Here is a 26,519-nt window from a genome sequence, read left to right as displayed (position 1 = left end):
AAATGTCAGAAGCCACCAAAGAGTCTTTTTCATTCAAGACAGAACTAGTTGTCCGCAGATCCGACACCAGGAGCGCGACTGTAGTAGGTGGACTTTATGTTTCTCACCTAACATACGAAACATTTATCCCTCTTGTGAACGAAGTATTCGATGCATTCTTAGAATCCAACTCTTGGTCTAAAGCGAATATTGCGGGAGCAAATATCATCATTCCTAAAATGGAAGTGGAATATAAATCCGAGGCGAAGGCCGGAGACGTTTTAGAATTTTCCGCAGGAGTTTTTAATTTAGGAAAGAAGTCTTGTGAGTTACATATCTCAGCTTCTCAAAAAGTTTCTAAAGAAGAAGTGGGACTTGCAAAAATATCCCTAGTATTCTTCGACTATGTTTCTAAAAAAACCTTGGAGATCCCGTCCGCATTTAGGGCGAAATTCGAAATATGAATTCCAAGGTCCAAACTTCTCAAGCGGAAGCTGAGTTTCCTTCGGAATATTATTTTTCGACGGAGATACCGATCCGCAAGATCGATCTGAGTTTGGACATACATGTTTCTTTCGCAAGTGTATTGGACCTTGTGATGGAAGCTCACCTTCAATTCTTCCAATACCTAGGTTATTCAGTCACTGATATACATGGGAATAGCATTATATTCGCAAATGCTTCCATACAATACCAGGGAGAATTATTATATAAAGATAAAGTGATTATAGACGTTTCCTTGGATAATTTAGGGGAGAAGTCATTCGATCTATATTTTAGACTTTCTAAAAGAAACAGAGCGGAGAAGGTCTCAATCGTAAAGATCAGAGTTTTATTCTTTGATTATAAACTTAGAAAGGTAGTTCCGATCCCTTCCGAGTTTAAGCAGAAATTCGATACCGGCAAGTATATCAAGATGCAAAGCCCGGAGATCGGAAAAGAGATCTCGAGCGCAGTCGGTCCTGACGGATTCGTATTCGGATTTCGTAAATTAGAAGTATGGAATCTGGCACATGTGTTCCTTCTTCATTTATACGAACTTTGTGAGAGCTGGAAAGGAAAAGTAGAGCCGAGTCTTTTGGAACATATCAGATCTATTTCTTCCTTATTGCCTGTTCGGATCGCAGGAGCTTGGGGCACAAGAATTCGTGCTGAAAAAGTAAAAAATATACTAAGAGCAAAAGTACATTTAGAAGAGTTAAGATATCTTCTCATCTTAGTAGCGGATCTTGGAAAAGTAGATCCTTCTCAAGAGTTGGATGATCTTCAGACAATCAATTCTCATCTCAAAAAATATCTGAACAAAGTCAGGACCGGAGAAACTAGAAAGATCCGATGAAAGATAAGGTTGCATTAGTTACGGGCGGGAACGCAGGGATCGGAAAAGCAATCGTACTGGAATTTGTTTCCAGAGGTGCAAAGGTAATATTCTGCGGAAGAAGAGAAGAAGAAGGAAAAAAAACCGAAGAGGAAATTTCCAAATTGGGAGGAAATGTAAAGTTCTTCCGATGTGATGTATCCGACGATTCTCAAGTAAAAGAATTAGTACAAAAAGTCGAGTCTGAATTCGGAGGCCTGGACTATGCAGTGAATAATGCTGCGGTCGGAGGACTCGCAACTGATCTGCATCAATACCCGGAAAAAGTTTGGGATAAGGTGATCGCAGTGGATCTAAAAGGCACTTGGCTTTGTATGAAACATGAAATAGAACTTCTTTTGAAAAGAGGAGGGGGTTCTATCGTAAATGTTTCTTCTATCGCGGGATTGGTCGGAGCAGATTGGAAGGTGGCTCCATATTCCGCAGCAAAACATGGAGTAGTTGGGCTCACAAAATCCGCAGCATTAGAATACGCAGAAAAAAAGATCAGAGTGAACGCAGTTTGTCCGGGATTTATTCGAACAGAAATGTTAGAAGGATTATTTAATTCTTCGTCTGATCCGAAAGAAGCGGAGAAAAAAATTACCAGATTACATCCGGTCAATCGGCTTTCTGAACCGAGTGAGGTCGCTAAGGCGGCAGTTTGGTTATGTTCCGAAGAATCTTCCTTTATTACCGGCGTGGCGCTTCCTGTGGATGGCGGCTATACTGCTAAATAAAAACGTAATATTTTTTCTTGTAGGAAAGTTTGGATGAGTCAAAATTGCGTAATTCCGTTTCGAAAATTGTAAACGGTTTTTCCGGTCAAAAAAAAGATGAAACTCCGGTATTATGCAATCACTGACAAGGGAAACTTTCGTTCACATAACGAAGATTCTTTTTTGGCATTAGATAGTTTGGTCTGCGGCCAAACTCATGGAGAATCTGATACTGTTCGTGAATTAGATACGGAACAATATTCCGGATTATTTGCCTTAGCTGACGGCCTTGGTGGACATGAAGCGGGAGAGATCGCAAGTAGAGTCGCTTTAGAAAAACTTGCATGGATGGAAAAAGCGATCCGTCCCATCGAAGAATTACCATCTTCCGGTTGGAAGAACCTAATCCGTAAAATTAATAATGAAGTTAATGCCTACGGAGAATCCATAGGAAAACCAAAAATGGGAACTACTTTAGTTGGTTGTCTTTTGGGAAAAAGAAAATCCTGGATCTTTAATGTAGGAGACAGCCGACTCTATCATCTTACTAAAGAGGGACTTAGTAAGGTAACAGTAGATCATAATATTGGAGAAGAGTTGGGTTCCAGTTATGGCCGAAATCTTTTGACAAGTTGTATCGGCGGTGGAACTAAAAGTATAGAAGTTGATACATTCGATTATTCAGGAAAATTATCTCCGGGAGATTTTATACTGATCTGCACGGATGGTCTCACCGAGGTCTTAAACATAGATCAAATAGAAAAGATCATGAGAGAACATGAGGATCTAAGAGAAACTTGCAGGATCCTTTCGGAAGAAGCGAATCTAAGGCTGACTAGAGACAATCATACGATCGTGATCATCAAAATAGATTCAGTTTGAATGTTAATATCGCGGAGGGTTGCCACTCCGCTTGGCACTCATAAGCCGGAAGAATAGGCGCCTTCTAACAGAAATCGGGCGGTCAATCGGAAGAATAGATCCCCGTTGTCCGCCTCCTCTAATTGATATACCAAAGGCATATCCGATTTTCTTGCTATTTCAAAAAAACCTAAACCGGCACCCTTACTTTTTTCAGGTCTATCGGAACGGATTTGTTCATTGTATCTTTGTTTGAGTTCTTCTTGGGAAAGTTTTTTAACTTCCTCTATTTTACCTTTTAAGTATGTAGCTTGTTCTTGAGTGATTGCATTTCCGCAATTGAGTTCCCAGTTATGAGCCTTTCTTCTTAAAACTAAAATGCCAATCCCACTTTTTTCATCTCTTTCAATCGAGTAGTGAGCAACATTCTGAGCCATTTCTACAAACACTGTAAGGATACGATTCTTCTTCTTTTCTCCTTCTAACTTTTCTTTTAGAAGATCATTTAAAGAAGAAATGGTAGTCTCCGAAAAAGGCCCTTTATAAAGAAGAGCTACTCCGGTCCTTTTAAGAACATTATATTGTTTTGATAACTGCATATACCCCTCAAAATTCCGGAGCCGCCAAACTTACGAATGAAGATTGGCTTCCGATCGCAAATGCCATGGAAATTGCATATCTGATTTTCGCCTTTCTGGCTCCTTCTGCGACATGATCATGGTCACATTCAGGATCTGGATTCTCCAGATTAATTGTCGGACATAGAGTTTGATTTTTCAACATAAGCGAGGTCGCAGCAACATTGATAATTCCCGCAGCTCCAAATGTATGACCGAATATCGGTTTAATAGAACCTACAGGCGCCCAATGGAATTTAGGACGACCCTCATATAAATGACCGATTGCACGGCTCTCCGCCAAATCATTATTATGCGTTGCAGTTCCATGTCCGCAGAAATAATCTATATCTCCCAAACGAAGTCCGCTGATCTTCATCAAATGTCTGAGACCGGTAGTGGCTTTTTTGCCTGTTAAGTCCATTCTCATTGCGTGGTCTGCTTCATTATAACTATAAGTTCCCAAAACTTCTGAATAGATCTTGGCTCCTCTTTGTAATGCCCTGTCCAATCTTTCCATTACAAGAACGACTGCGCCTTCTCCTAATAAAAATCCGTCCCTGTTTTTATCATAAGGACGAATCCCTTTTTTAGGATTATCTTTTTCTAAAGACATGACCCGGCTCATCGGATCAGAATACATCATCATCAAAGGTTGCAGAAGTGGGAATTCATGACCGCCGGCATACATAACTTCCGCTCTGCCTTTTCTGATTGCCTGGTAACATAAACTAATTGCGTGATGACCACCCACACAAGCTGCGGACACAGTGGTTACGAAACCTTGGATATTCGCGTTAATCGCAGTTAAGTTAGTAGGATTAGAAGCCATAGAAGTTAGAACGGAATAACGATCGAACACGTTATGATCCTTTTCTTCTAAATACTTTCTCCAAGCGAAATCCCACCAAGCCATAGAAGCTCTGGAAGAAGAATCTATAAAACCGACTCTACTAGGATGTAAATCTCCCTTTGTGATTCCTGCATCCTTATTGGCTTCTTCCATAGCAGCCATTAAAGCTAGAGTTTCCGTATTATAATTTTTAGAATATTTATCGCTCAGATCAGGAAGATGTTTCTTCCAATCGAAAGTATTCATCTCTCCCGCGACCTTGATCGGGAAGTTTTCCGTCGGGAAACGAGTGATAAAATCCAGTTGGGATCTTCCCTCTGAAAGATTTGTCCAAAAGTCTTGTACTGAAAAAGTGTTCGGAAGAATGACTCCGATACCGGTGATGACCACCCGGGAGTTTTTTCCGTTTTTAGATTTATCCATAGAATAGCGGGTTTAGAAATTACCTATGTGGATTAGATTTGGAAATAAAAAAATCATTCCAAAACACATATGACGCAAAAAAGGGAGAAAAATCTCATAAAACCTGAAATAGGTGGAAAAAGGATTTTCGAACGAAGTTGGTCTTCTAATTTGTCGGAAATTTATTTTGAGGTATCCAATGATACATATTAGAGTTTTAATACTATTCCTCACCGGAATTGTCCTTATGATTTCTTGTTCGAAATCTCCTGAAGACAAAATTATGGCATTAGCTCCTCGGTTCCAGAAAGCGCTTTGTTCTAAAATGATTGAGTGTAGTAAGGACGATATCGCAAAGATACCTCCCCAATATAGGGCGACTCTTCCTATTTTTATGCAATCCGAAGAAGGATGTATTTCTTATTTTAAGGAGAGTTTCGATACGGCTAGGGAGCAAAGAAAGTCTGCAAAGAAAGAGTTAACCGAAGAGACTGTTGCTTCCTTCGAAGCTTGTATAGTAGGATTGGAAACCACCACTTGCGAACCTTTTAAAGGAGAAAGAGGCCCAAGACTAGGAGTGCCAGGTTGCGAGAATTTGGAAAAAATCTCAAAACCGGAATCTCCATAATCGTTCAAGAAAAACGGTTAGGCTTTATCTGGCTTTTTCTTTTTCAGTAAAAGACCAATACACATAAAGTATAGCAGTTAAGATCCCGAGTGCAACCATCTGTCCTAAATGAACTGTGGTTGCATATACTAGACCTTCCGAACTTTCTCTGCCTAATAATACAAATCCGGATGTAATAGAAGCATGATATACTCCTGCTCCAGACGGTGCAGATGGAACCATTACTCCTACTGCTCCGCAAAACATGATAAATACTGTTTCTAAAGGGCTTAAATGGATCCCAACTAAATATTGAAGAAGAGTGTAATGGATCGCATAACCTAAAAGCCATGTGCCAGCCGTCAAAACCCCGTAACTAAAAACATTACGAAAAGTTAAAAAACTTCCAAGCTCTGAGATCTGTGGAGCTAATTTTTCCGAGAAAAATTCTTTTTTTCCTATTTTGGAAAATAGGAATTCTCCTAAGGAGATGAGACGTTTATGGAATAAACGAACGATTACAAGAGTGGAGAAGATCCCGAAAATTCCCAAAAGCGGAAATAGTATTTTGGTTTCGGACCCGTTGACTCCTAAAATAAAAAGGGCACCAAGTCCTGCGCAGAATATAAAGGAGAAGTCCAGGACCTTTTCTAAAAAGATCCCACTGACCAAACTTCCGTAACCTATATTGTCTCCTTTTTTACAAAGATAAAGACGGAAAATATCTCCTCCTCTTGCAGGTAGGAATTGATTTGCTCCAACTCCGATATAAGCAGAAAGAAGTGCGGTCTTGAAAGGTACTTTTTTATTTAAGAGTAAATACCATCTCCAAGAGAATAGATATAATCCCCAAAGAATCGCTACAAAAAACGGAACTAAGAAGATCGGTTTCCATCTTTCTAATATAGAAGAGAAACCGGAAAGGTCCAGATTCCAAAATAAAAAACTCAGAGATAGAACACTGATCCCGATACCGAGTAATAATTTTTTCAAAATAGATCCTCGTTACAGATCGATCAGCCAGGAGGCCATTTCATTTGTCTTCCACCAAGTATATGGAAATGTAGATGGAATACTGTTTGGCCGCCGAGTAGTCCCATATTATTCACAATACGGAAACCTTCTTTATTGAGTCCGAGAGATCTTGCGATTTCAGTAGCTCTATATAAAATTTCTCCCAAAAGAGCCTTGTCCTCTGCATTGGTTTTGTCTATGTCTACGATATGTTTTTTAGGAATGACCAGAACATGAGTGGGAGCCTGGGGGGCAATATCATGAAAAGCTAATAGATTCTCATCCTCGAAGATGATCTTAGCCGGGATCTCTTTGTTGATAAGTTTGCAAAATATACAGGAATCTGTCATGTTTTATTATCCAAACATAAACTTGCTGCTCCCAGTGCACCAGTGACTGATTTACCTGGAAGTATCTTTACGTATTCTTTGAATATGGGAAATATGATTTCTCTCACCCTGTTTTCAAGTCGTTTTCCGAAAAAGGGATAGGACTTAGCTATTCCTCCGGATAATACAATATGCTCAGGATTGAGTAGATGGATTAGATTACGAATGAGTTGCGCTAAACTTTCGATCCCTTCTTCTAAGATCTCATTTGCTTCCTTATGATCTTGAGAAGCCAGATCGAATAGAGTTTCCACATCTGAAAGTTTTGAGCCTGTTTTTTCAAAAAATCTAGAAGAGAATCCACTCGCACTAAAATAAGCTTCCGCACATCCTCTTTGTCCGCATCCGCAAAGGGCCCCGCCTGGATGGATCGTAGTATGTCCTACTTCCATAGAGTTGCCAAGATAACCATCGAACAGTTTTCCTTGGAAAACCCATCCTCCGCCTAGTCCGGTCCCCAACGTAAGAACGATCAGATTGGAAGAAGTTTTACCTTCTCCAAACCAATACTCTCCTAATGCTGCACAGTTTGCATCATTATCGTAATACACAGGAACGTTAAACTTCTTCTTTAGGAAATCTACTAGAGGAACATTTTTTAATAAGGGAAGATTTGCAGAAGAGATCAATATTCCATTTTCTTTATCTATTGGTCCTGGACTTCCAAGCCCAATACCTTTTATTTGATCCGTGGAACCTGAGATCAATTCGGAGATCTGTTCTTCCAGAGAAGATAAAAAAAGTTTAGAATCCATCTCCGGTCCGGTCTTTCGATCGGATTGAGAGAAAATTTTGCCGGACGGATCAGTAATACAGGCTTTTATACTTTGGGCGCCGATATCCACGCCTATGATAGAACTCATTTAACGACTCTGGTAAAACTTCCTTCTCTCATTTCGTAGATCGTCTTTGCATCGAATGCAAGATTCATATCGTGGGTCACGAGTAAGATCGTGAGTCCTCTGGAATTAAAATCGGAGAGAAGTTTACGTACTAATTCACTGTTTTCTGGATCCAAGTCACCGGAAGGTTCGTCGGCAAGAAGCATTTCAGGTTCGTTGATGAGTGCTCTTGCGATCGCAGCCATCTGGATCTGTCCACCGGAAAGACTGCTTGGAAGTTGGTTTCGTATTGTATGAAGATTCAAACTGGAGATCAGATATTCACATTTTTCTCTATATTCTTGTTCATCGAATTTTCCAACTAATAATGCAGGAAGAAGAATATTCTCTTCTACACTTAGATGAGAAACTAGTTCCGAAAATTGGAAGATTAGTCCTATGTTTTTCGCTCTGAATCTAGCTAGTTCCGCTTTGCTCATGGAGGAAAGTTTTAAGGTGTCGAAGTAAATTTCTCCGGCGCTGCTGGACAGCATACCGGTGATCATGGAAAGAAGTGTGGTTTTTCCGGAACCGGAAGGTCCTACGATCGCGACATAGTCGGATTGGTTGATATCGAACGAGATCCCGTTCACTGCTTTGGTGGAGCCGTAATGTCTGGAGAGATTATTAATCCTTAGGATCATTTTCCCCTCCGGATCGACCTATATGGGTCAACCAAGGTGTACAAATAGGCTATAAGTGCACTGACTCCGCCGATTAGAATGGCTTCTGCACCCAAACCAGAGAGATAGTCCAGAGGAGAGACCAATTCTGACTTTCCGATCGGGATAAAAACACTTAAAATTAAAGACAATAAGAACCCGATCCCGTGGATGATCCAAAGTTCTACGGTTTGTAGGAGCACGACCCCCAGTCTATTCCCGCCTACAGCCATCATAATCCCGTTATCCCCGGAACGAGTCATCACCCGGACAATGCTCATAAAAATTAAAGCAAGGGCACAAAGAGATAAAACCAAGTACGGAGAATTCAAAAATAGATCGATACTAGAAATGTCCGTGGGTCTTTTTTCCGTACGAAGGGAGAAAAATCCGAATATAAATCCGTAGGCGAAAAACGTCGAGAATACGACGTGCAATACACTGGTGATCCAGTCCCGGAGAAAAAGGGAAAATGCAAACCTCAGGTAAGTGATTCTTCCCATCGGGAGCAGGATATTGAAAACGTTTGATTTTATCCAACATTTATTTAGTTAATAGCAGAAATTCCGAAAAATGATCTTTGTAATTCTCGTAGCAGCTGGAATCATCCTGATCGTCGCGGCAGGTTCTTTTCTCATTCAATCCAAAAAGGATTCATTTGAGAAAGCTCTAGCTTTGGCGGCTATGGGAAATTACGTCGACTCTCGTATCCTCATCCGAGATATTCTAGATTCCAATCCATCTAACACTCGGGCTCATTTTATCATGGCGAAAATTTACGCTATGGAGGGCGATTATAATAACGAAGCAAAACATTTAGATAAGATCAAAAAGATCGGAAGCTTCGATAAGGAAATTTCAGAAGTAGCAGTTTCCAATCGTCTCGCGGATATATATTACCAACAAGATCTATATGAAGAAGCGGTATTCCATTACTCGGATACTCTTTCAGTGGACCCGGATAATCTAGAAGCTTGTATCCGAATCGGTTTTATGGCAATCGGGCAAAAAGAATTTGGGATCGCAGATAAGTTCCTTTCCAGGATTCCGGATGAGAAGATCAAAATGCCTGCATTACTCTTAGGAAAAGGTGTGGTTGCAGGGATCTTAAGGAAAGGCGATCCGAAATCGTATTTCCAAAAAGCATTCGAAGAAGATCCGACTTCTTCCGTAGGTGGTTTTTTATACGCTGTTTCTTTATCAAGAGCAGGAGAACATGATGAGGCGATCCGTGTAGCAAACTCTGTGGTAGATGTTGTCACAGACGAATATGTTCGTTACACATTATTCCAATTCATCATGTTGGAATTCATACTCAAAGGGAATTGGAACGAAGCTCTAAAACACGCAAGGCTTTGTATGGAGATTGCGAGAAATAACGGATGGAAACAAGAGATGATAGACTCCGATTTCCACTTCTCACTCATCGCAGTTCATATGGGAAGATTAGAAGATGCCAGCGAATATCTGATCGAGGCGGAATCCGAGAGAGTAGACGACGATCGTATCATTGAACTTGCAAATTATAAATACCAGGTTGAAACTAAAAGATTAGAACTCGGAAAAGTTTCCAAGAGCGGATTTCTTCCTGAGCAAGAACTCGGAAAATTATTCACAGAACTATTTCCAGTAGAACGTTATTATGAGATCTCAGGTTTAAAATCTTCTAAGTCCTTCCATATCAAAGGTATTATAGACGAAGAAGGTAATAAGATCGTAATCGATGTGAATAAGATAGGGATCAGCGCCATGGATCATTATAGGTCCTTGAAGGGTGTGGATTTCAAAAACCTATGCGTGAAAGTGGTTCTCGCTCTGAATTATACGGTGAGTAGAGAGATCCCAAACAAAGAAGGGGACGGAGTCAATTTCCAAGGTCTGAATAAAACTGATAAAGAAACCCGTGCACTTTTTAAATTCAGAAAATGGAAGGACGCTAAAATTTCTGACATATTCTTGAGAGATACCTTGGGCCAGGTAAAAGATATGGCTTTGGACAAGGCGTTTATCATAGGAGACGCGGACTTCACAGAAGGCGCTCGCAGATTTTTGGCGGATAATCCGTCCAGACTCTCGGTACTCTACGGAAGAGACTTAGAAGAACTTTTAAAAAAGGCGCTGAAATCCCAAGGCTAAAGGGAACCTTCAGTTTGATCAGGGGTCCTAAACATGTTCCATCTATCATTTTGCGGATCCGTTTTGTTCAGAGGATTATTACTTCTAATATTATTACAAGTTTCTTGCGTTACGAAGGTGGAATCTCCTCTTTCTGCTAAGCGAAGTCCTGAAATTCCTCCAGTTATCACTCAAGGAAAAGTTTTTTTAGCGGGACATACCGGAGAACATTCCAAGGACACGGAAGAGATCCTGAAATTGGTACAACGTCTTGTTTCAGGAACGATCTCAAGAGATCTGAATTTTTTGCCAGAGCTAGTATCCAAAAAAGATGGGATCTATCTGGACGTAAAAGGGAATTGGACCAGAGAACAACTTATCCAAGAGCTTTCCACTGCAGATAATTATTTTCGCATATACTTCTTCGATCGAGATCTATTAGAAAAACAGAAGAACTCAAAAGATGTCAGGACAGTCCGAGATCTATTTCTCTCTTCCGGAGGGATCGAGGTCGATTTTTATTACGAGAGCAAGAATGCTTGCGAGTTAAAACTCAAATTTAAAGAGAACCAGAAACTAGAAAGGGAACTGATCAACCCATATTTCATAAAACAGGACGGGAAATGGTACTTATTCCGGCTTTTCTAAAATGAAATCTTCTAAAAAGGCAAACGGACTTGCGGTACCAGGGCTTGATATTGAAATAGTCATAAGGAAAGAGGATGCAAGACTTCCAATCGGGACACGAACAAGATATACTCGATAGAACTTCCTATAATAAGAACAGAAGTTGGATCCTTCTTTCTATTTTTGCAGCTTCTTCCTTCTTATTTCCTTTTGGGACACTTGTATTTCCGGAAACCATTCCTTTCGAAACGGCTATCGAAGATAAAAAGGGAAACACGGTTACTAAACCTAACCAAACAACTCCGGTAACCAATACATCGACAAGTGTTAGTTCGACTAGCGGCAAGGTCATAGACTGGGATGTGGATCGATTAACCGAATATGCGATTTCAAACAACCCTCTGTATTTATCCGAAAAACAAAATATGGGGATCGAAAGAGGAAGGGTAATCACTGCTTCCTTATATCGAAATCCGGTCATTCAGTTCCAACAACAGTTCATCGGTGGAACTCCTAATTCCCAAGGTGGAAGTCCGGAAACTGCTCCGGGTATGTACCAAGAAGTGGACGTATACGGAGTTGTTCCTCTTAGAACTAGAGTCGCTAAAAAATCATTCGAAGCTTCTATCCAAGACTTCCGAAATTTCGATCGAATTTTCAGAATGAGACTTCGCCAAAATTATTGGGCATTCGTATTTCTTACACTTCTAGTAGATACAAACAAAGAATTCTACGAAAACTATAGCGACCTTTTGGAACTAACAAAGTTTAGGGTGCAGAAGGGGGACATCTCTCCTTTAGAATTCGAACGTCTCGAGCTAGAACGGATACAGGTAGAAAAATTCTACCGTGATGCGATCGTTCGCAGGCAGGTAATCGAAAAGGATTTACGGATCCTTTCCGGCCTATCCGAAGAAGAAGGTGTATTTGCATTCAAAGTGGACTCCATGAAGTTCAGACCTTTGGAAGAAATGGGACTTCATCTAAAAGAGGATTTTCCTTCTATAGAACGTCCTGATCTTACTGCCTTGGAACAAAGGCTCCAAGAGAAGAAGATGAATATAGAACTGCAAAGAAGGGAGTCTTACGGCTGGTTGCAGTTAGGTGGAGAATGGAGAGTCAAAGGTGGGGAAAATTATGGAGGAGTATTCGCTTCCATTCCAATTCCTTTGAACGATAGAGGCCAAGGAAAAGTATATTCCGCAAAAGAAGAATATAGAAAATTCGAATTGGCCTTGGATGCAAAAAAGAGAGAAATAATCGCTGAGATAGAAGCCGCAAAAAAAGAACTCTTGGCGAGAGAAGAACTCTTAACCAAATACGAAAGGATTAACCTTCTTCAAAAGAACAAACAATTGGAAGAGAAGTCCAGAATTGCATATGTCCGCGGCGCCTCCGATCAAGTAACCTTCCTCCAAGCAGAAAAAAACTACCTCACCATCCTAAGAGAATATTACGACCTACTATATTTATATTTTAATGCGGTAGAAAACTATAAGGCTGCAACCGGAAAAATCGCGGAAATTTCTTCTGCAAACAGGACGCAGGGAGAATAACAATGAAACTATTATTCCAAAAATATAAAGTTCTGATCGTTTTAGTCTTGGGTATCACGATCGCATTTTTTGGATTCAAATACTTCTCCAAAAAGAAGCCTGAAAAAAAGATCACTGAAGAAAACAAAAACGTATTCATAGTTCCGGAAGATGTATTAAGAAGACATCCTCTCACGTATGTTGGTTTAAAAGAAGTCTCTCAATTCGAAGAACTTGCATTACCCGGTAGGATCACCTACGATCCGGAAAGTATGGCAAAGGTAGGCTCTCAGGTCGAAGCCAGGATAAAAAAAGTTTTGGTTAAAGAAGGAGATCGAGTTAGCCAAGGATCCCCGTTAGCAATTTTATCTTCCATCCAATTGGGAGAAGTGGAAGCGGCCTATGTAAAAGCAAGAGCATCTTTGGACGCATTAAAGATGCAGGCGGATCGTGCGAAGGAACTTTTTGAAATGAAAGTTACTTCGGCAAAAGAATACGAGTTCGCAACGATGCAGTACAAAACTGCAAGAACAGAAGTGGAAACCACTCGTATCAAGTTGGACAATTACGGTCTGACTCCTTCCGAGATCGAAGGGATTGAAAGAGGGATCTATGTTTCTTCTAACCTTATTCTCCGAAGCCCTATCAACGGGGAAGTCACCGAAAGAAAAGCGATCCTTGGACAACAAGTAACTCGTAACGAAGAATTATTCACGATTGCTAATCTAAGTCATCTTTGGGTCTTACTCGACGTGTATGAAAAAGATCTAGGTGGAGTGAGGGAAGGTGCACAGGCTACTATCTTTCCTCTAGGAGACGAACATAGCAGTGTCCAGATCCAAGGAAAAGTAGGTTATGTAGGAACGGTTTTAGATAACGTAAAACGTACCGCAAAACTCAGGATCATGGTCTCCAATAAAGGAAATAAACTAAAGCCTGGCCAAACTGTTACTGCAAAAGTTGCCGGTCTTGTGGTCAGCACTGGGGGAGGAAAACGTAAGATGATCCCTCTAGAGGCAGTCCATGAGATAGAAGGAAAATTTTTCGTATTTGTTCCCCGTGGAGAAGGTAGTTTCGAAGCGGTAAATGTTGTAGTAGGGGACACAATAGAAGATGATATTATCATCTTAGGCGGACTTCCTGACGGCTCAGAAGTTGTCTCCAAGGGTTCCTTTGTCCTAAAGAGCGAATTCCTTAAGTTTTAATATTTTCTAATATTCTAACCGGATATTTTTGGACGATTTCATCGGAAGTAGCGAATTCCCAGCCGTTGATCATTGCGTGGGAAAGAAGTAGTCTATCAAATGGATCTCTGTGTATATTCGGGAGCCTAGTTAAGAAGAAGATTGCTTCGTCCTGCATACTTGCTTTTTCCAAACCGGATTGAATACAAGCTGTTACTAAAAAATTCCCTGGCGGTTCGGGCAAAGGCAGCTTTCCTAAATCGTATTTAATCTGGATTTCCCATAGGGAGACTTGATGAAATAGAAGTCTGGTATCTTCTTCCTTACATAGTTCCTTAATCACAGTGGGAAGTTTCGGATCCTCCAATAAAAACCAAAGAATGATCTGCGTATCTAATAGGATTGTTCGCAAGTTATAGTCGGTTCCGAAATTTAGGTTATCTATAGATGGTTATTTAGGTTTCAGGAGCGAAGCGACTATTCCCCGTAAAAATCGGATTCGAATTCTATAAGCGGGGAATTAAAATTATCCGGCACAGTGAATTTACCGGCCAATAGCCCAGGTTTGAGCTTTTTAGTCTTGGGCATAGAGATGGCTACGAGTTCCACGATGGGACGATTTCGTTCAGATATGACGATTCTTTCGCCAGAACTTGCTGCTTTTAAATAACGCCCTAAATGGGCCTTTGCCTCACTTAAATTGATCTTCTTCATAAAGTAGTCTATTTTTAGACTACTATTAGTCTCTGAGTGATTCAATTGTTTTTTATTCATCTTCCTTTTGACCCCGCTTTTTATTTAAAAATAATATCACCAAAAAAGTACTTGCGCAACATTTATTCACTAATAACTTGTTAAGCATGAAAGATCTAACGGAAAAGCAACTCGCTGTTTTACAGTTTATTACGAATGTGATCAAAGAAAGAGGCTTTCCGCCAACGATCAGAGAGATTGGAGATGAGTTCGGGATTACAGCAAAGGGTGCTTACGATCACCTAAAAGCCATTGAGAAAAAAGGATATCTCAAGACCTCCAAGAACCAATCCAGAGCCATAGAGCTTACCCGCCAAAGTCCATTCGAAAGTTTACCAGTTCCCACTCCAAGTATCCCTCTCTTAGGTAGAGTGGCCGCCGGACTCCCCATCCTTGCCGAAGAAAATATAGAAGCATATATCCCAGTTCCGGAAGAGATGGCCTCTAAAGGGATTACTTTTGCTCTGAAAGTGCAGGGGGATTCCATGATAGAAGCTGGTATCAATGATGGAGACGTGGCTATTATCCAGAAAAAGGATATCGCTCGAAATGGAGAGATCGTAGTTGCATTGATCGAAGACGAAGCAACTTTGAAGGTGTATTTTAAAGAAGCGGATCATATTCGTTTGGAAGCTAGAAATCCAAAATACAAACCAATCCGTAGTAAAAAAGTAACCATCGTAGGAAAGTTGATCGGTCTTTACCGTTCCTATTGATAAACGCTCCGGATTTCGGAGTTGACATTAGCCCTTGAGAGAGGAAAGATTTTGAAAGAGTGAACTATCTTTCCTTTTTCCGCGTTTTCGCGGCCTTCTTCCTGTTACTTTTATTATTCGATTGCGCCTCCCGAAAAAAAGAGATCGGAGACAAGGATTTAAAACTAGTCCTTGAATATCTGACTGAGGCCCGCCTTGCGGAAAGATTGAATTACGCTTCAGAACAAACCATTCGAAAGGATTCCGGAATTTTGGAAGCCGCCTGTGAAAGATACCAACTAGATAAGGATTCCGTAATGGAGCAAATTCGTATCAAATATCCGAAGACTTACTTCGCATTGGTCGGCAAAAATGAAGAATAAGGAAAGATTTGCCTGGGTCAGTTTAGTTCTGATCCTATTTACTACACTTGTATTTCGTCCGGTCCATGCAAAAGCGGTTTCGGAAACTGCTGAAAAATATCTGCAATTATTTCATGAAGTTTTCGGACTTATGCAAAACGGTTATGTAGAAACCGTAGACGAAGAAAAAGTATTCTTAGGTGCGATCAAAGGAATGTTAGGATCTCTGGGAGATCCTCATTCTTCTTTCTTGGAAGAAGAAGAATATAGACAAATGCGGGAAGAGACTCGTGGATCTTTCGGTGGGGTCGGAATGGAAGTGGCCTATACGGATGGAGCCATTGTAGTTGTTTCCCCCATTGAAGATACTCCTGCAATGAAAGCTGGGATACTTCCTCAAGACAGGATCATTGAGATCGACGGCAAAAGTACGGCAAACTTGGGCTACGCAGAAGGGATCAAACTAATGCGTGGAAAACCTGGAAGTTCCGTAAGTATCAAGGTAGAACGAAAAAATATCAAAGAACCTTTGCAGTTCACATTAGTTCGAGAAAACATTAAAATAAGATATGTTCGTTCCTATTTTTTCGAAAAAGAAAAAGTGGGATATCTCCGCTTGAACCAGTTCATGGGAGAGAACACATTAGAAGAATTTAAAAAACATCTCAAGTTACTCGCAGATAAAAAATCGGAAGGTCTGATCGTAGATTTAAGAATGAATCCCGGTGGATTATTACCTTTATCCGTTGCATTATCCGATATTTTTCTTCCGGAAGGTTTGGATATAGTTTCGGTGAGAGGAAGAGGTGGAGAACTCGCAGACGTTTCCAAGTCAACAGGCAAAGGAGACAAATATACTTCTATACCTTTAGTTGTTCTTATAAATGAAGGTTCTGCTTCCGCTTCTGAAATTTTTGCCGGGGCGATCCAGGATCACAAAAGAGGAAAAATCCTAGGAGTTACTTCTTTTGGAAAAGGTTCCGTGCAGATCGTTTATCCACTTTCTTTCGGAATGGCGGTAAAACTTACAGTTCAAAAGTATTATACTCCTTCCGGTAAATCACTTCATGGAAAAGGTATCCAACCGGATGTGGTTGTAAAAGGAATAGAACCGAATGAAGATGATCGTTTTTATCTCAGAAAGATTAGTGAGAAAAAACTACTAGATCAACTTGCTGCAAAATATCCCGAGTATAATGAACAGAACTTTTTAAATTTCGAAAAGGCTCTTAAAGACCAAGGGATCAAACTTAGTTCGGATGTTGCTAGGGCAGTTTATAAAAATAAAACCCAACCGGAAAAAGACAGAAGTATGACCGATTTGGAATTGGATCCTCAGTTGAAAAAAGCAGTGGATCTACTTTCTTCCAAATCTTGACCATGATCGGTCTTGGAATAGAGACTAGCTGCGACGAAACCAGTCTAGCTATAGTAAAAGATGGGAAAGAATTACTTTCCCTAAAAATTTTTAGCCAGATAGATCTGCATAAACCTTTTAGAGGAATTGTTCCGGAGATTGCTTCCCGAGCTCATTTAGAAAAGATCAATCCTCTTCTCTCTGAAGTTTTAGAAGAATCTAAACTGCAACTTGGCGATCTGGACTATGTGGCTGTGACTAGATCTCCCGGTTTGACAGGTTCACTCATGATCGGGGCACAACTTGCAAGATCCATTCATGCCGTGTATGGGACACCTATTGTTCCACTTTGTCATTTACAGGCTCATTTTGCAGTATTACATTTAGAAGAGGTGGAGCCGGTCTTTCCTGTATTAGGTTTACTTCTTTCAGGTGGGAACTCTGCAATCTATAAAATCCCTCATTTCGGTAAAATGGAAGTGGTAGGAGATACGATGGACGATGCTTTGGGCGAAGCATTCGATAAGGTTGCGGGCCTATTATCCCTACCGTATCCGGGTGGACCTCCAATCGAAAAGGAAGCATCTAAATATGTTCCTGGGCCGAAGGAGAAAGATCTTTTACCTCCTTTGCTTAGGAATCTGGAACAGGATCGTGTTGCGTTTTCTTTTTCAGGTTTAAAAACTGCTGTTGCCCATTTGATCGCAAAACAACCGGATCTATCCGTTCAGGCAGTATGTTATCATTTCCAGAAGACGGCATTCGAGCTTGTGGAAAGAAACCTAAAACGTGCGGTTTCGATTACAGGAATTAAAAGGATCGTAGCGGGAGGAGGGGTCTTGGCGAATTCTACACTTCGTAACAGATTATCCCAATTCGCGGAAAAAAATTCCCTGGAATTTTTCTCTCCCCAAAAAAAGATCTACTGCACGGATAACGGCGCGATGGTTGCTGCCCTCGGTTATTATCTATTTAAACAGGGATATTCTAAGAGTTTGGACTTTACTGTAAGTCCGGTAAGGCAGGAGACCTATATATGAATCGCAGGCTACATTGGATTCCAAATATGATCACTCTCGGGAACTTAAGTATGGGATTTGTTTCCATACTGATCGCATCCGAGGCAACAGGTAACGGACCTCAATCCTATATACTCTCCGGATTTTTCATCTTACTCGCGGCGATCTGCGATGGATTGGATGGAATGACTGCAAGAGCATTGGATGCAACTAGCGAGTTAGGCGCTGACTTGGACAGTCTTGCAGATCTTACCGCCTTCGGTATCGCACCTGGATTCCTTTTTTATAATATGGTTTTGAGTGAATATAAGATCGACGTTTTCGGAAAAGAAGATCTTTTCCCTATTGGAATGCTGATCGCAGCTATCTTCCCTGCCTGTGCCGCATACAGATTAGCAAGATTTAATGTAGCTCATGATCCTTCTTCTTTTACAGGATTACCTTCTCCGATTGCAGGAATTACTATCGGATTTCTCCCGATCTTTTTAGGAAAAGATCATACTCTTCCTCATTGGTTAGGGATTCCTTTGTTTATCCTAATTGCATTTTTAATGGTTTCTAATATACGTTATGGAAAACCTCAGGTAGCGATTCGTTCCAAGCTGAGCCCTTTACGCGCTGGTTTGATGCTTGGAGCTGCTTTGATCGCTTTGTTCTTTGTAGGATTCGCTCGTTGGCCTTGGCTTGTGTATGGACTGATCTGTCTTTATATCTTCTCAGGGATTTTGACTTTCCTGATCCATATTCTGCAAGAACTGAGAGTCAAACTGGACTGAAAGTTTTTCTCAAACTTTAGGTTTTTATAAAGTAGAAGCGGTTGAAAGGCCGCTTTTTCATTTGCGCTGCGGTTTGAGATATTTCAATCGAAAAGAGGAATATATACCTGAAATCTCATACTTAAACCGTCGCCTCTACCTTCCTTTTCCCTTGTGTGGCGAATATGAATTGCGAAGTAAGGATGAAAGATCCGCAGAAACGAATAAAAGGATTTATCCGTTACAACCAAACCCGTTTCTTCCGGAGTAATGGATTCCTCTGCGAAAGCCGGATATAAATTTTTCTCTTCCGCATAAATGAGGCTAGAGTAAATTTTCCAATTCTTACCTATAGAAATTTGCAAACTTGCTTCAGTCAGTTTATCACCATTCTTTCTCCACTCTTGTCCTAATTCCCATCTCCAGAATTTTTTTTGATAAGATATATATAGACCTTTTCCAAAAATCCAAGAAGAATGATCCGAAAAAGAATAGGCTCTTCCTTGGGCTAAAATTGCAAACCAAGGGAATTCTAAAATTTCCATCCTGCCTAAAACAGATTGGGCAGAGTAGATCTCTTTTCCATCGGAAGAATATCGACTCGATTCTGCGAATTGTAATCTTCTATATGGTCCTGGTTCCCAAACGAATCTGAATAATTCCGCTTTTTCCTCCGGGTCCGTTCTTTCTGAAATCTGGAATAATTGCCCCGATCTTCCTCTGAATCCGGAAACGAATATTCTTTTGTCTTTCTCTCTATCTGCCCAAGAAGCGGATACAATTCCCTGGAAATCTCTTTTAGTCCCGAAAATTTCAGTCCTAAACCAATACGGTCTCTTTTCAGATTTTCTCTCTTCCGAAGAAGGGAATTCTAAAAGTAAAAATCCTTCTTTTGTTTGGGGAGAATAGGCTAATTCCAGAAAATTTTTGTACGGTTTGAAGAAGAAACCTGGCTGTTTATTCGCAGAATCCTCTGCATAATAAGTTCCTAATATACTTCCCCCGAATTTTAATCCTAAAAATCCTGTTCTCACAGTTGGCTGTTCTAAAAACCAGAACGAAGAAAAATCGAATTTCTCTCTTAAAAAGAAAAAATGATTTAGAGGTCTGAATCGATTCCCGTAGGAAATATAAAAATTCTTATTCTCGAATAGATAAGAACCAAAATAGGTTTCTCCTCTTTTTTCAAAAAATACTTTGTGTTTGGGACATTCCGTGTCGGGAAGGATCAAAACAAAATTTTTGAAACAAACTTCTCCTCGAAACCAAACGGTTTCTTGTCTTTTCGTATAATATCTGGAATCATATCCTGAAAAGGAAACTCCTGTAGAAAAAGGAGAAAGTAAGGTATCGGCGGATAGAATATTCGAAAAAAAGAATACTAGAAAAAGGGATCTTTTCATTTAGAATCCCCTTTTGGTGCGGATCAATCCTCTGATTTTTCTTCTTTTGAGCTCCGGAATTGAATCTAGATAATTCTCAAATTTTTCTGCAGGACCTTTGGAAAGAGAAGAAATGGAAATGGCTTCTTGTAGCGAAAAACCTGATCTCAAAAGTTCTTCTACTTCGAGAGAAGGATATATATTTGTTCTTATGACAGGTGCTTGGGCAGGAGTTGAAGATTTAGGTCCTTCTTCTTTTTTAGAAAATGAAGAATATCCGAGCCCTACAAATCCGATTGGACCGCTCGCCGATTCGAATCCTTCTACCTGACCTAAAAATCCTTCCCAGTTCCCATAAACCGCGATTGAAATTCTATCTTCAAGGTCCAAAGTGTTCGTTCGGATCCTTTCAAAACCTAAACCGATCCTGAATTCAGAATCCTGAGATGAGTTGAGTAAGATCCCGAGTGAATTTTCTTCCTGATTCTTTCTTCCAAAAAAGTCCCAACTTAGCTTGGAACCATAGATTCCAATTGAGGTAAAATAAGAAGAAGGTTCCGAACCTTCTGCTCCGAATCTAAATCGGACACCGAAATTATGAGTTAACTCTAGTTGATAACCTAAGGAAACTGTTTCGAAAAATTTACCTTCTTTGTTTCGACTGCTTCGTACATAGGAGATCCTAAATTCTTCTTTAGAGCCGAATGAGAATGGTAGCTGGAGAGAAATTCCGGATTGCGGGACTTCTTCTTTTTCATAAATTCCAAAAAAGGATATCTCTCCTCCTTTCCACCAAGGACGGAACCAAACCTCCGTAGGTATGTTTTGATCGAATCCAAATACAAATGTGCTGGGAAGAAGAAGGACGACTAAATATAGGAACCTCATTCCCGAGACGGGTCAAACTCAGTGAGAGGCGGGTGTGATTTTTAGTAGATAGAGCGATTTTTTTCCAAATTGAAACCCGGCTGAGCTCAGTATTTGTCCGGGGCAAGTGTAGAATGGATCTTGTGATTGAGAAAGTGCCGGGCAGATATTCGGAAATTTCTCTAAAAAAACACGGTAAACGCTTGACGGTAACTATAAATTCGTATAGTATATAAATAACCGTTTAGTAGATTATTGGTGTAATAAATTCAATTTATGTCGTCTAACTAATTAGGCGAGGGAGAGAAAAGTTATGATGATTCGATCTCTACAAGATTCAGGTGCTTACGAGAGAAGCCGTAAAGGTCTCGCTGGAGCGGGATTCGATTGGAGGGAAAAAGTTCGTTCTTCTGAACCGAACTCTAAGACCTTCGCGGATTATTTGGAAGAATCTTTCCAAGGGGACTTGGTCCAGGACGGAAATTGGTTCTCTGAAACACTTTCCGAGCTGAGCAAGAAGAACCTGAGAAAAATTTAAACTTGGCTGAGCGCTGGGGCTCAGGCCCGGATCCTAGAAGCCGTATCATTCATGATGCGGAGAATCTGGAAGACTGGGAACTGATTGCCGTTCTTTTGGGCAAAGGGAGCAGGGGCCTTCCTGTCGAAGATCTCAGCCGAGATATTCTAAAAAAGTCCAAAGGGTTGGGAGGACTTCTCTCATCCAATATTCCTAGAAATTTTCATATCAACGGTTTAGGTAAGGTAAAAATCAGTATCTTACTCGCTGCCTTAGAACTTGCTAAAAGACTCAAATATAAATCCATCCGAATGGCGGGTTATAACCCGACCACACTTTCTTCTTATCTACAGGGTTTATTCTCCCCTTTAAAAAGAGAATGTTTTGTTTTAGCTACCATCTCTCCAGCAGGGGATCTTTTAAGAGTGGAGACAGTTTCCAAAGGTAGTTTGGAAGAAGTGGGAGTTCTTCCGAGAGACCTGGTCCGGATCATACTGAATGACGAGGCATCTCAAGCGATACTGGCTCATAATCATCCAGGTATGATCTGTTATCCCAGCCAAGAAGATTGGGAAGTTTACTTTCACCTAAAGGACCTACTCGGCAATTTGGACGTCGAGCTCTTGGACCATTGGATTTTTGGAATTGACGGGATCTTTTCCTGCAAACAATCTACTCGACTAGAAGAGAACTGATACATTTCTCATCTTAAATCCCAATCCCAGGTTATAGAGTGACCTCTTTCGTGTTTTTGCGTAATCTCAGAATTTTATCGGTTCTTGTAAGAAGGGATTATGCATTGCAATACGCAGGTTCCGCGTTGGGTCTAACCTGGATGTTCCTACAAAACGTAAGTCTTATCTTAATTTATACGATTGTTTTTTATTTTATTGGGATCAGGTCTCAGGGAGAAAATTCCATAGAATATTTTTCTAATGTTCTTAGTGGGCTTTTGTTCTGGATCCCTCTTCAAGAATATCTGATCAGAGGTACAGGTATTCTAACTGATAATAGACAGTTGATTAAAAGATCTCCTCTCGGTCCTGAAATTTTTCTTTGGATCCCATTTGTGCAATTTTTGCTACATTGGCTTGTGACTTCTATTCCGATCTTTATTTTTCTGGCCTGGGCCGGTAAGCTTGGGATTTGGAGTTTACCTCTTTCTTTTTTATCCATGTTCTGTACCGGATTATTTCTGGCCTGTCTCCAAAGTTATTTGGCTCGAGTGAATATTATTCTTAGAGATATTTCTCCTTTGGTAAGATTATTGACCCAGTTTTTGTTCTGGGGACTTCCTATTCTTTATGAATCCAAGGGAACTTTAGGAAAATTGAATGTATTTAATCCGTTCTTCTTCCCTTTAGAGGTTTTTAGATCTTCGTTGCTCGTTGGATACGATTCTCAGGCTGGGATTTTGGACTTTCTTCCTTTTCTCGGGATTTTCCTGGGGATCTTTCTGTTAAGTCGTACTAAATTAAATCAGATAGTGTTGGATCACCTTTGATCAGGATAGAGAATATTTCCAAGACCTACCAAGGTTATAGTAAACCTTGGAACAGACTCTTGAGTGCGATGACCTTCGGTTATTTTGGCTTGGATGTAAAATACAAGGCGCTCGATGGAGTTTCTTTTTCTGCGGAGAAGGGAGAGGTAATCGGTATCATCGGCCGTAACGGTGCCGGAAAATCCACCTTACTTAAATTGCTTACTGGAGTTTCCAAAGTGGATTCCGGAAGGTTAGAGAAGAAGGGGACAGTTCGTTCTATCTTAGAATTGGGTGTCGGTTTTAATCCGGAACTTTCCGGAGAGGAAAATTTATACTATAACGGATTGGTTTGGGGATTAGATCCGGAAGAGCTAATTAAATCCTCGGAAGAAATTTTTCGTTTTTCCGGTTTGTCCGAATTCCGCAAAAGCCCTTTAAAGAATTATTCTTCCGGAATGACAATGAGATTAGGATTTGCACTCGCGACTGCAAAACGACCTGATATCTTGATCGTAGATGAGGCATTGGCCGTAGGAGACGCGAGCTTCCAACAGAAAAGTTTAAACCGGTTCCGCAAGTTTTCAGAAGAAGGAACTTTAACTTTGATCGTAAGTCATGATCTAGAACTTTTAAAATCTGTCTGCACTAGACTTATCGTTTTAGAAAAAGGAAAATTGGTATTCGATGGAGATCCGATAGACGGCTTTAGAGAATATATGCAGATTATTGCATCTTCTTCTTTGGATGGAAATACGAAGATCCAAGATAAGGATTCTTTGGTAGAATCTTTAGACGTAGAGATACAATATGCGGGTAAATCTAACCCTTCTATCCTACCTGTGGGTGCTGAAGTTTTATTAAGAGTAGCCGCATCATTTCGTTCCCCCTTAGAAGATCTAACCGTGGGTTTTCATATAGATGATCATAGAGGAATACGAGTTTTTGGAACGAATACATTCCATATAGGCGGCCGCCAAAAAAATCTAAAGGTAAAGGAGCCTGTTCAGATTGATTTTCGTTTTCCGATGAATCTTTCTCCAGGAAAATACTCCTTAGGGATCGCATTACATTCCGGTGAAAGTCACGCAGAAGGTTCCTATCTTTGGAAGGATGGGGTTTTACAATTCGAGCTGGAAAGATTGGATGTTCCCAAATTTGAAGGTGCCGCTTGGATACCGGTCAAAGTTGAGGGGAAAAAAGGGGATTTTTCCGGATAAATTCCTTCCCAGCCTCCTCTTTGAAAGGATTCTGGTTTTCGTATGAAAGTTTGCGTAATTGGAAGCGGGTATGTGGGCCTTGTAGCCGGAGCTTGCTTCGCGGAATATGGAAATCATGTGATTTGCGTGGATAAGGACTCTAAAAAAATAGAGGACTTGAAAAAAGGAATCATACCTATTTATGAACCTGGTCTATCCGAATTGGTTTTAAGCAACCATAAGGAGAACCGACTGGGTTTCAGCACTTCTATCCAAGAAGGTGTAGAAGGATCAGAAATCATTTTTATCGCTGTTGGAACTCCAACGTCTGATGATGGATCTGCGGATCTAAGCGCAGTGTTTGCAGTGGCAGAGCAGATTGGAAAATCAATCAACGGTTACAAAGTGATCGTGGATAAATCCACTGTTCCTGTGGGGACTGCCGCTAAAGTAAAAGAAATTATCTCTAAAAACACCAAACACGAGTTCGATGTTGTATCCAATCCGGAGTTCCTGAAAGAAGGCGCCGCAATCGACGACTTCATGAAACCTGAAAGAGTTGTGATTGGGGCAGACAGCGAAAGAGCTGGAGAGCTTGTTGCTCAACTTTATGCTCCATTCGTATTGAATGGAAATCCTATCATCAAAATGGGAACTGTTTCTGCAGAGTTAACTAAATATGCGTGTAACGCATTCTTAGCTACTAAGATCTCATTTGCAAACGAGATCGCGAACTTATGCGAAACCGTGGGTGCTGATTACGAAGATGTAAGAAAAGGTATGGGAACCGATTCCAGGATCGGTCGCCAATTCTTATACGCAGGTATCGGTTATGGTGGATCTTGTTTTCCTAAAGACGTTCGTGCATTGATCCGCACTTCTGAAAATTTTTCTTCTTCTCTTCGTATCATTAGAGAAGTGGAAAGAGTGAACGAAGACCAAAAGGTCCGTTTATACACTAAGATAGAAAACTTTTTCGGAAAAGGTCAGATTAAAGGAAAAACTCTCGCAGTTTGGGGACTTGCATTCAAGCCGGGCACGGACGATATGAGAGAAGCACCTTCTATTCCTTTATTATTAAAATTGCATGAAGAAGGCGCTAAGATCAAAGCATTCGATCCTGTCTCTAAAGAAACTTCCGAATACTATTTCAAAGACAAGATAGAATATGCTAAAGATGCATATGATGCGTTAGAAGGTGCGGATGCTCTTCTTCTTCTTACCGAATGGAGAGAATTCAGAGAGCCTGATTTTTCCAGAATTAAAAAATTAATGAAAGGTCATGTGATCTTTGACGGTAGAAACCAATATCGTCCGGATCATATGAAAAAAGAAGGATTCAAATACTTCTCTATCGGTAAACAATCGGTTTAGTCGACTGTAATCCGCCTCGCGGGTTTCAGGAGCGAAGCGACTATAGCCGATTTAATAAGTCCTGGATCTCTTTCTTTTCTTCCGGATCAGAGCTGAGTTCCAGGGCTTTTTTCAGATCTTCTTTCGCTTCTGTTTTTTGCCCGAGAGAAGAATAAGCTCCCCCTCTATAATACAAAGCCGCTTTGGAATGTCCCGTTGGGAACTTATCCAAATATAAAGAAAACGTTTTAATTGCTTTCTCCCAATTTTTTAATTCTGTAAAACTAAGTCCCAGATTGAATAATGCTTTGTGTTTGTTTTCCGGCATTCTTGGATCTTCTGATGCAAATGATTTATAGAAGTAGTCCGCTGCCTTTTTGTATTCTTTGGCTTCGAAGTAGTATTCTCCCACTTTTAAAAGAAGAAGATTATTTTCAGGATCTTTTCCCAGGTCAGTAAGTAGGATAATTTCTTTGTCTCTTTTTGAATATGCCGATCTTAAGGTTTTAATCACCATTTTATGATCCGGCATTCCAGCGATCTTTTCTGTGAGACTTCCGTTCTTATCTAAGAATAGAAGTGTAGGATAACCGGTAACATCGTACTTTTTCTTTAAGTTAGGAAACCTGTCCCCATCCAGAGAAAGAAGTACGAACTTGGACAATTCTTGTTTCACCTCTTTTTTAGGATAAATTTCCTTTTTGAGGGTTTTACAATAACCACACCAATCTGCATATACATCTATAAAGATGGGTTTCCCTTCCTTTTTCGCCTTATTAAAGGCGGTCTCTACGGAAGTCTCCCAGACCTCGGCACTTATTTCTGATGCGAGTGCGAGGCAGATCAAGATTAGGACAGTTCGGATTTTTGGAAAAGGGAGCATTGGTCTCATCTCTTCGACCTTTTTTTATCCGTTTCGTTTTTAAGGAAACGCAGAAATACGGAATTTTTTGTTTACCGTCAAGAACAGGTCCG

General features: G+C 40.5%; 31 protein-coding genes. 19 read left to right on the top strand and 12 right to left on the bottom strand.

All coding sequences use genetic code 11. The features are described 5' to 3' along the window. Window positions 1-2 precede the first annotated feature (2 nt). The 4 genes from EHO65_RS06340 (at window position 3) to EHO65_RS06325 (ending at window position 2,937) form a co-directional block, all read left to right on the top strand. Window positions 3-443 carry an acyl-CoA thioesterase gene (locus EHO65_RS06340; protein ID WP_135773290.1) on the top strand — a complete coding sequence of 147 codons (441 nt, stop codon included), beginning with the start codon at window positions 3-5 and terminating at the stop codon, window positions 441-443. Next, complete coding sequence (locus EHO65_RS06335; protein ID WP_135773289.1) at window positions 440-1,318, top strand: four helix bundle protein; 879 nt, start codon at window positions 440-442, stop codon at window positions 1,316-1,318. The genes EHO65_RS06340 and EHO65_RS06335 overlap by 4 nt, the downstream gene beginning before the upstream one ends. Then, entirely contained in the window at window positions 1,315-2,076 is a 762-nt protein-coding gene (locus tag EHO65_RS06330; protein ID WP_135773288.1) for an SDR family NAD(P)-dependent oxidoreductase, read from the top strand. The genes EHO65_RS06335 and EHO65_RS06330 overlap by 4 nt, the downstream gene beginning before the upstream one ends. A 96-nt stretch (window positions 2,077-2,172) precedes the next feature. After that, window positions 2,173-2,937 carry a PP2C family protein-serine/threonine phosphatase gene (locus EHO65_RS06325; RefSeq protein ID WP_135773287.1) on the top strand — a complete coding sequence of 255 codons (765 nt, stop codon included), beginning with the start codon at window positions 2,173-2,175 and terminating at the stop codon, window positions 2,935-2,937. 38 nt (window positions 2,938-2,975) lie between these two features. On the opposite strand, the gene EHO65_RS06320 is transcribed toward EHO65_RS06325, so the two are convergent. Next, the gene (locus EHO65_RS06320; protein ID WP_135773286.1) at window positions 2,976-3,515 is read right to left on the bottom strand and encodes a SiaB family protein kinase; all 540 of its coding nucleotides are present in this window, start codon (window positions 3,513-3,515) and stop codon (window positions 2,976-2,978) included. Window positions 3,516-3,522: 7 nt separating this feature from the next. Then, on the bottom strand, window positions 3,523-4,809 hold the full coding sequence (locus tag EHO65_RS06315; protein ID WP_135773285.1) for a beta-ketoacyl-[acyl-carrier-protein] synthase family protein: 1,287 nt from the start codon (window positions 4,807-4,809) through the stop codon (window positions 3,523-3,525). Window positions 4,810-4,987: 178 nt separating this feature from the next. On the opposite strand from EHO65_RS06315, the gene EHO65_RS06310 reads away from it, so the two are divergent. After that, entirely contained in the window at window positions 4,988-5,416 is a 429-nt protein-coding gene (locus EHO65_RS06310; RefSeq protein WP_135773284.1) for an LA_2478/LA_2722/LA_4182 family protein, read from the top strand. A gap of 24 nt (window positions 5,417-5,440) precedes the next feature. Here the strand turns inward: EHO65_RS06310 and EHO65_RS06305 are convergent, their stop codons facing one another. From EHO65_RS06305 to EHO65_RS20020, 5 genes are read right to left on the bottom strand one after another with little or no spacing between them, the layout of a single operon-like run. Then, complete coding sequence (locus EHO65_RS06305; RefSeq protein ID WP_135773283.1) at window positions 5,441-6,388, bottom strand: lysylphosphatidylglycerol synthase transmembrane domain-containing protein; 948 nt, start codon at window positions 6,386-6,388, stop codon at window positions 5,441-5,443. A 23-nt stretch (window positions 6,389-6,411) separates the two neighbouring features. After that, entirely contained in the window at window positions 6,412-6,759 is a 348-nt protein-coding gene (locus EHO65_RS06300; protein WP_135773282.1) for a histidine triad nucleotide-binding protein, read from the bottom strand. Further along, a complete protein-coding gene (locus EHO65_RS06295) occupies window positions 6,756-7,661 on the bottom strand; it encodes an ROK family protein (protein WP_135773281.1) in 906 nt (301 codons plus the stop codon). The genes EHO65_RS06300 and EHO65_RS06295 overlap by 4 nt, the downstream gene beginning before the upstream one ends. After that, window positions 7,658-8,323 carry an ABC transporter ATP-binding protein gene (locus EHO65_RS06290; protein ID WP_135773280.1) on the bottom strand — a complete coding sequence of 222 codons (666 nt, stop codon included), beginning with the start codon at window positions 8,321-8,323 and terminating at the stop codon, window positions 7,658-7,660. Before EHO65_RS06290 ends, EHO65_RS06295 begins: the two co-directional genes overlap by 4 nt. Then, the gene (locus tag EHO65_RS20020) at window positions 8,320-8,604 is read right to left on the bottom strand and encodes a hypothetical protein (RefSeq protein WP_244243455.1); all 285 of its coding nucleotides are present in this window, start codon (window positions 8,602-8,604) and stop codon (window positions 8,320-8,322) included. The genes EHO65_RS06290 and EHO65_RS20020 overlap by 4 nt, the downstream gene beginning before the upstream one ends. Before the next feature lie 310 nt (window positions 8,605-8,914). Between EHO65_RS20020 and EHO65_RS06280 the strand changes: the two genes are divergently transcribed. From EHO65_RS06280 to EHO65_RS06265, 4 genes are all read left to right on the top strand, one after another. Beyond that, on the top strand, window positions 8,915-10,477 hold the full coding sequence (locus EHO65_RS06280) for a tetratricopeptide repeat protein (RefSeq protein ID WP_135773278.1): 1,563 nt from the start codon (window positions 8,915-8,917) through the stop codon (window positions 10,475-10,477). Between the two features lie 33 nt (window positions 10,478-10,510). Then, a complete protein-coding gene (locus tag EHO65_RS06275; RefSeq protein ID WP_135773277.1) occupies window positions 10,511-11,104 on the top strand; it encodes a hypothetical protein in 594 nt (197 codons plus the stop codon). A 74-nt stretch (window positions 11,105-11,178) separates the two neighbouring features. After that, window positions 11,179-12,639 (top strand): TolC family protein, encoded by a 1,461-nt coding sequence (locus tag EHO65_RS06270; protein ID WP_135773276.1) that lies wholly within the window; start codon window positions 11,179-11,181, stop codon window positions 12,637-12,639. A 2-nt stretch (window positions 12,640-12,641) separates the two neighbouring features. Next, window positions 12,642-13,823 (top strand): efflux RND transporter periplasmic adaptor subunit, encoded by a 1,182-nt coding sequence (locus EHO65_RS06265; RefSeq protein WP_135773275.1) that lies wholly within the window; start codon window positions 12,642-12,644, stop codon window positions 13,821-13,823. Here EHO65_RS06265 and EHO65_RS06260 read toward each other — a convergent pair. Continuing rightward, complete coding sequence (locus EHO65_RS06260) at window positions 13,813-14,214, bottom strand: type II toxin-antitoxin system VapC family toxin (protein ID WP_135773274.1); 402 nt, start codon at window positions 14,212-14,214, stop codon at window positions 13,813-13,815. The genes EHO65_RS06265 and EHO65_RS06260 overlap by 11 nt on opposite strands. A 65-nt stretch (window positions 14,215-14,279) precedes the next feature. Continuing rightward, entirely contained in the window at window positions 14,280-14,576 is a 297-nt protein-coding gene (locus tag EHO65_RS06255) for a type II toxin-antitoxin system Phd/YefM family antitoxin (RefSeq protein ID WP_135773273.1), read from the bottom strand. Window positions 14,577-14,662: 86 nt separating this feature from the next. Between EHO65_RS06255 and lexA the strand changes: the two genes are divergently transcribed. Genes lexA through pssA form a run of 5 tightly spaced genes read left to right on the top strand, consistent with a single transcriptional unit; the run spans window position 14,663 to window position 18,764 of the window. Next, window positions 14,663-15,271, top strand: coding sequence for a transcriptional repressor LexA (lexA, locus tag EHO65_RS06250; RefSeq protein ID WP_086446331.1), 609 nt, complete (start codon window positions 14,663-14,665; stop codon window positions 15,269-15,271). A 59-nt stretch (window positions 15,272-15,330) separates the two neighbouring features. Further along, window positions 15,331-15,633 carry an LA_1448 family UV-C exposure upregulated protein gene (locus tag EHO65_RS06245; protein ID WP_135773272.1) on the top strand — a complete coding sequence of 101 codons (303 nt, stop codon included), beginning with the start codon at window positions 15,331-15,333 and terminating at the stop codon, window positions 15,631-15,633. Continuing rightward, window positions 15,623-16,990: a S41 family peptidase gene (locus EHO65_RS06240; protein WP_135773271.1), complete on the top strand. Its 1,368-nt coding sequence runs from the start codon at window positions 15,623-15,625 to the stop codon at window positions 16,988-16,990. Before EHO65_RS06245 ends, EHO65_RS06240 begins: the two co-directional genes overlap by 11 nt. 2 nt (window positions 16,991-16,992) lie before the next feature. After that, window positions 16,993-18,009 carry a tRNA (adenosine(37)-N6)-threonylcarbamoyltransferase complex transferase subunit TsaD gene (gene tsaD / locus EHO65_RS06235; RefSeq protein ID WP_135773270.1) on the top strand — a complete coding sequence of 339 codons (1,017 nt, stop codon included), beginning with the start codon at window positions 16,993-16,995 and terminating at the stop codon, window positions 18,007-18,009. Next, a complete protein-coding gene (pssA, locus tag EHO65_RS06230; RefSeq protein ID WP_135616837.1) occupies window positions 18,006-18,764 on the top strand; it encodes a CDP-diacylglycerol--serine O-phosphatidyltransferase in 759 nt (252 codons plus the stop codon). Before tsaD ends, pssA begins: the two co-directional genes overlap by 4 nt. Before the next feature lie 83 nt (window positions 18,765-18,847). On the opposite strand, the gene EHO65_RS06225 is transcribed toward pssA, so the two are convergent. Together EHO65_RS06225 and EHO65_RS06220 are read right to left on the bottom strand one after the other, a co-directional pair. Next, complete coding sequence (locus EHO65_RS06225; protein WP_135773269.1) at window positions 18,848-20,146, bottom strand: hypothetical protein; 1,299 nt, start codon at window positions 20,144-20,146, stop codon at window positions 18,848-18,850. Beyond that, complete coding sequence (locus EHO65_RS06220) at window positions 20,147-21,013, bottom strand: hypothetical protein (protein WP_135773268.1); 867 nt, start codon at window positions 21,011-21,013, stop codon at window positions 20,147-20,149. Between the two features lie 292 nt (window positions 21,014-21,305). On the opposite strand from EHO65_RS06220, the gene EHO65_RS06215 reads away from it, so the two are divergent. From EHO65_RS06215 to EHO65_RS06195, 5 genes are read left to right on the top strand one after another with little or no spacing between them, the layout of a single operon-like run. Further along, window positions 21,306-21,530 (top strand): LIC12298 family protein, encoded by a 225-nt coding sequence (locus EHO65_RS06215; protein WP_086446075.1) that lies wholly within the window; start codon window positions 21,306-21,308, stop codon window positions 21,528-21,530. 2 nt (window positions 21,531-21,532) lie between these two features. Then, a complete protein-coding gene (locus tag EHO65_RS06210; protein WP_135773267.1) occupies window positions 21,533-22,204 on the top strand; it encodes a JAB domain-containing protein in 672 nt (223 codons plus the stop codon). A gap of 38 nt (window positions 22,205-22,242) precedes the next feature. Further along, entirely contained in the window at window positions 22,243-23,013 is a 771-nt protein-coding gene (locus tag EHO65_RS06205; RefSeq protein ID WP_135773266.1) for an ABC transporter permease, read from the top strand. After that, on the top strand, window positions 23,010-24,212 hold the full coding sequence (locus EHO65_RS06200) for an ABC transporter ATP-binding protein (RefSeq protein WP_135773265.1): 1,203 nt from the start codon (window positions 23,010-23,012) through the stop codon (window positions 24,210-24,212). Before EHO65_RS06205 ends, EHO65_RS06200 begins: the two co-directional genes overlap by 4 nt. A 42-nt stretch (window positions 24,213-24,254) precedes the next feature. After that, a complete protein-coding gene (locus EHO65_RS06195) occupies window positions 24,255-25,565 on the top strand; it encodes a UDP-glucose dehydrogenase family protein (protein ID WP_086446079.1) in 1,311 nt (436 codons plus the stop codon). A gap of 40 nt (window positions 25,566-25,605) precedes the next feature. Here the strand turns inward: EHO65_RS06195 and EHO65_RS06190 are convergent, their stop codons facing one another. Next, window positions 25,606-26,427, bottom strand: coding sequence for a tetratricopeptide repeat protein (locus tag EHO65_RS06190; protein ID WP_135773264.1), 822 nt, complete (start codon window positions 26,425-26,427; stop codon window positions 25,606-25,608). Window positions 26,428-26,519 lie beyond the last annotated feature (92 nt).

Source organism: Leptospira andrefontaineae (assembly GCF_004770105.1).
In the GTDB taxonomy this organism is placed as follows: Bacteria; Spirochaetota; Leptospiria; order Leptospirales; family Leptospiraceae; genus Leptospira_B; species Leptospira_B andrefontaineae.
This window is presented reverse-complemented; position numbering and strand designations above follow the sequence as displayed.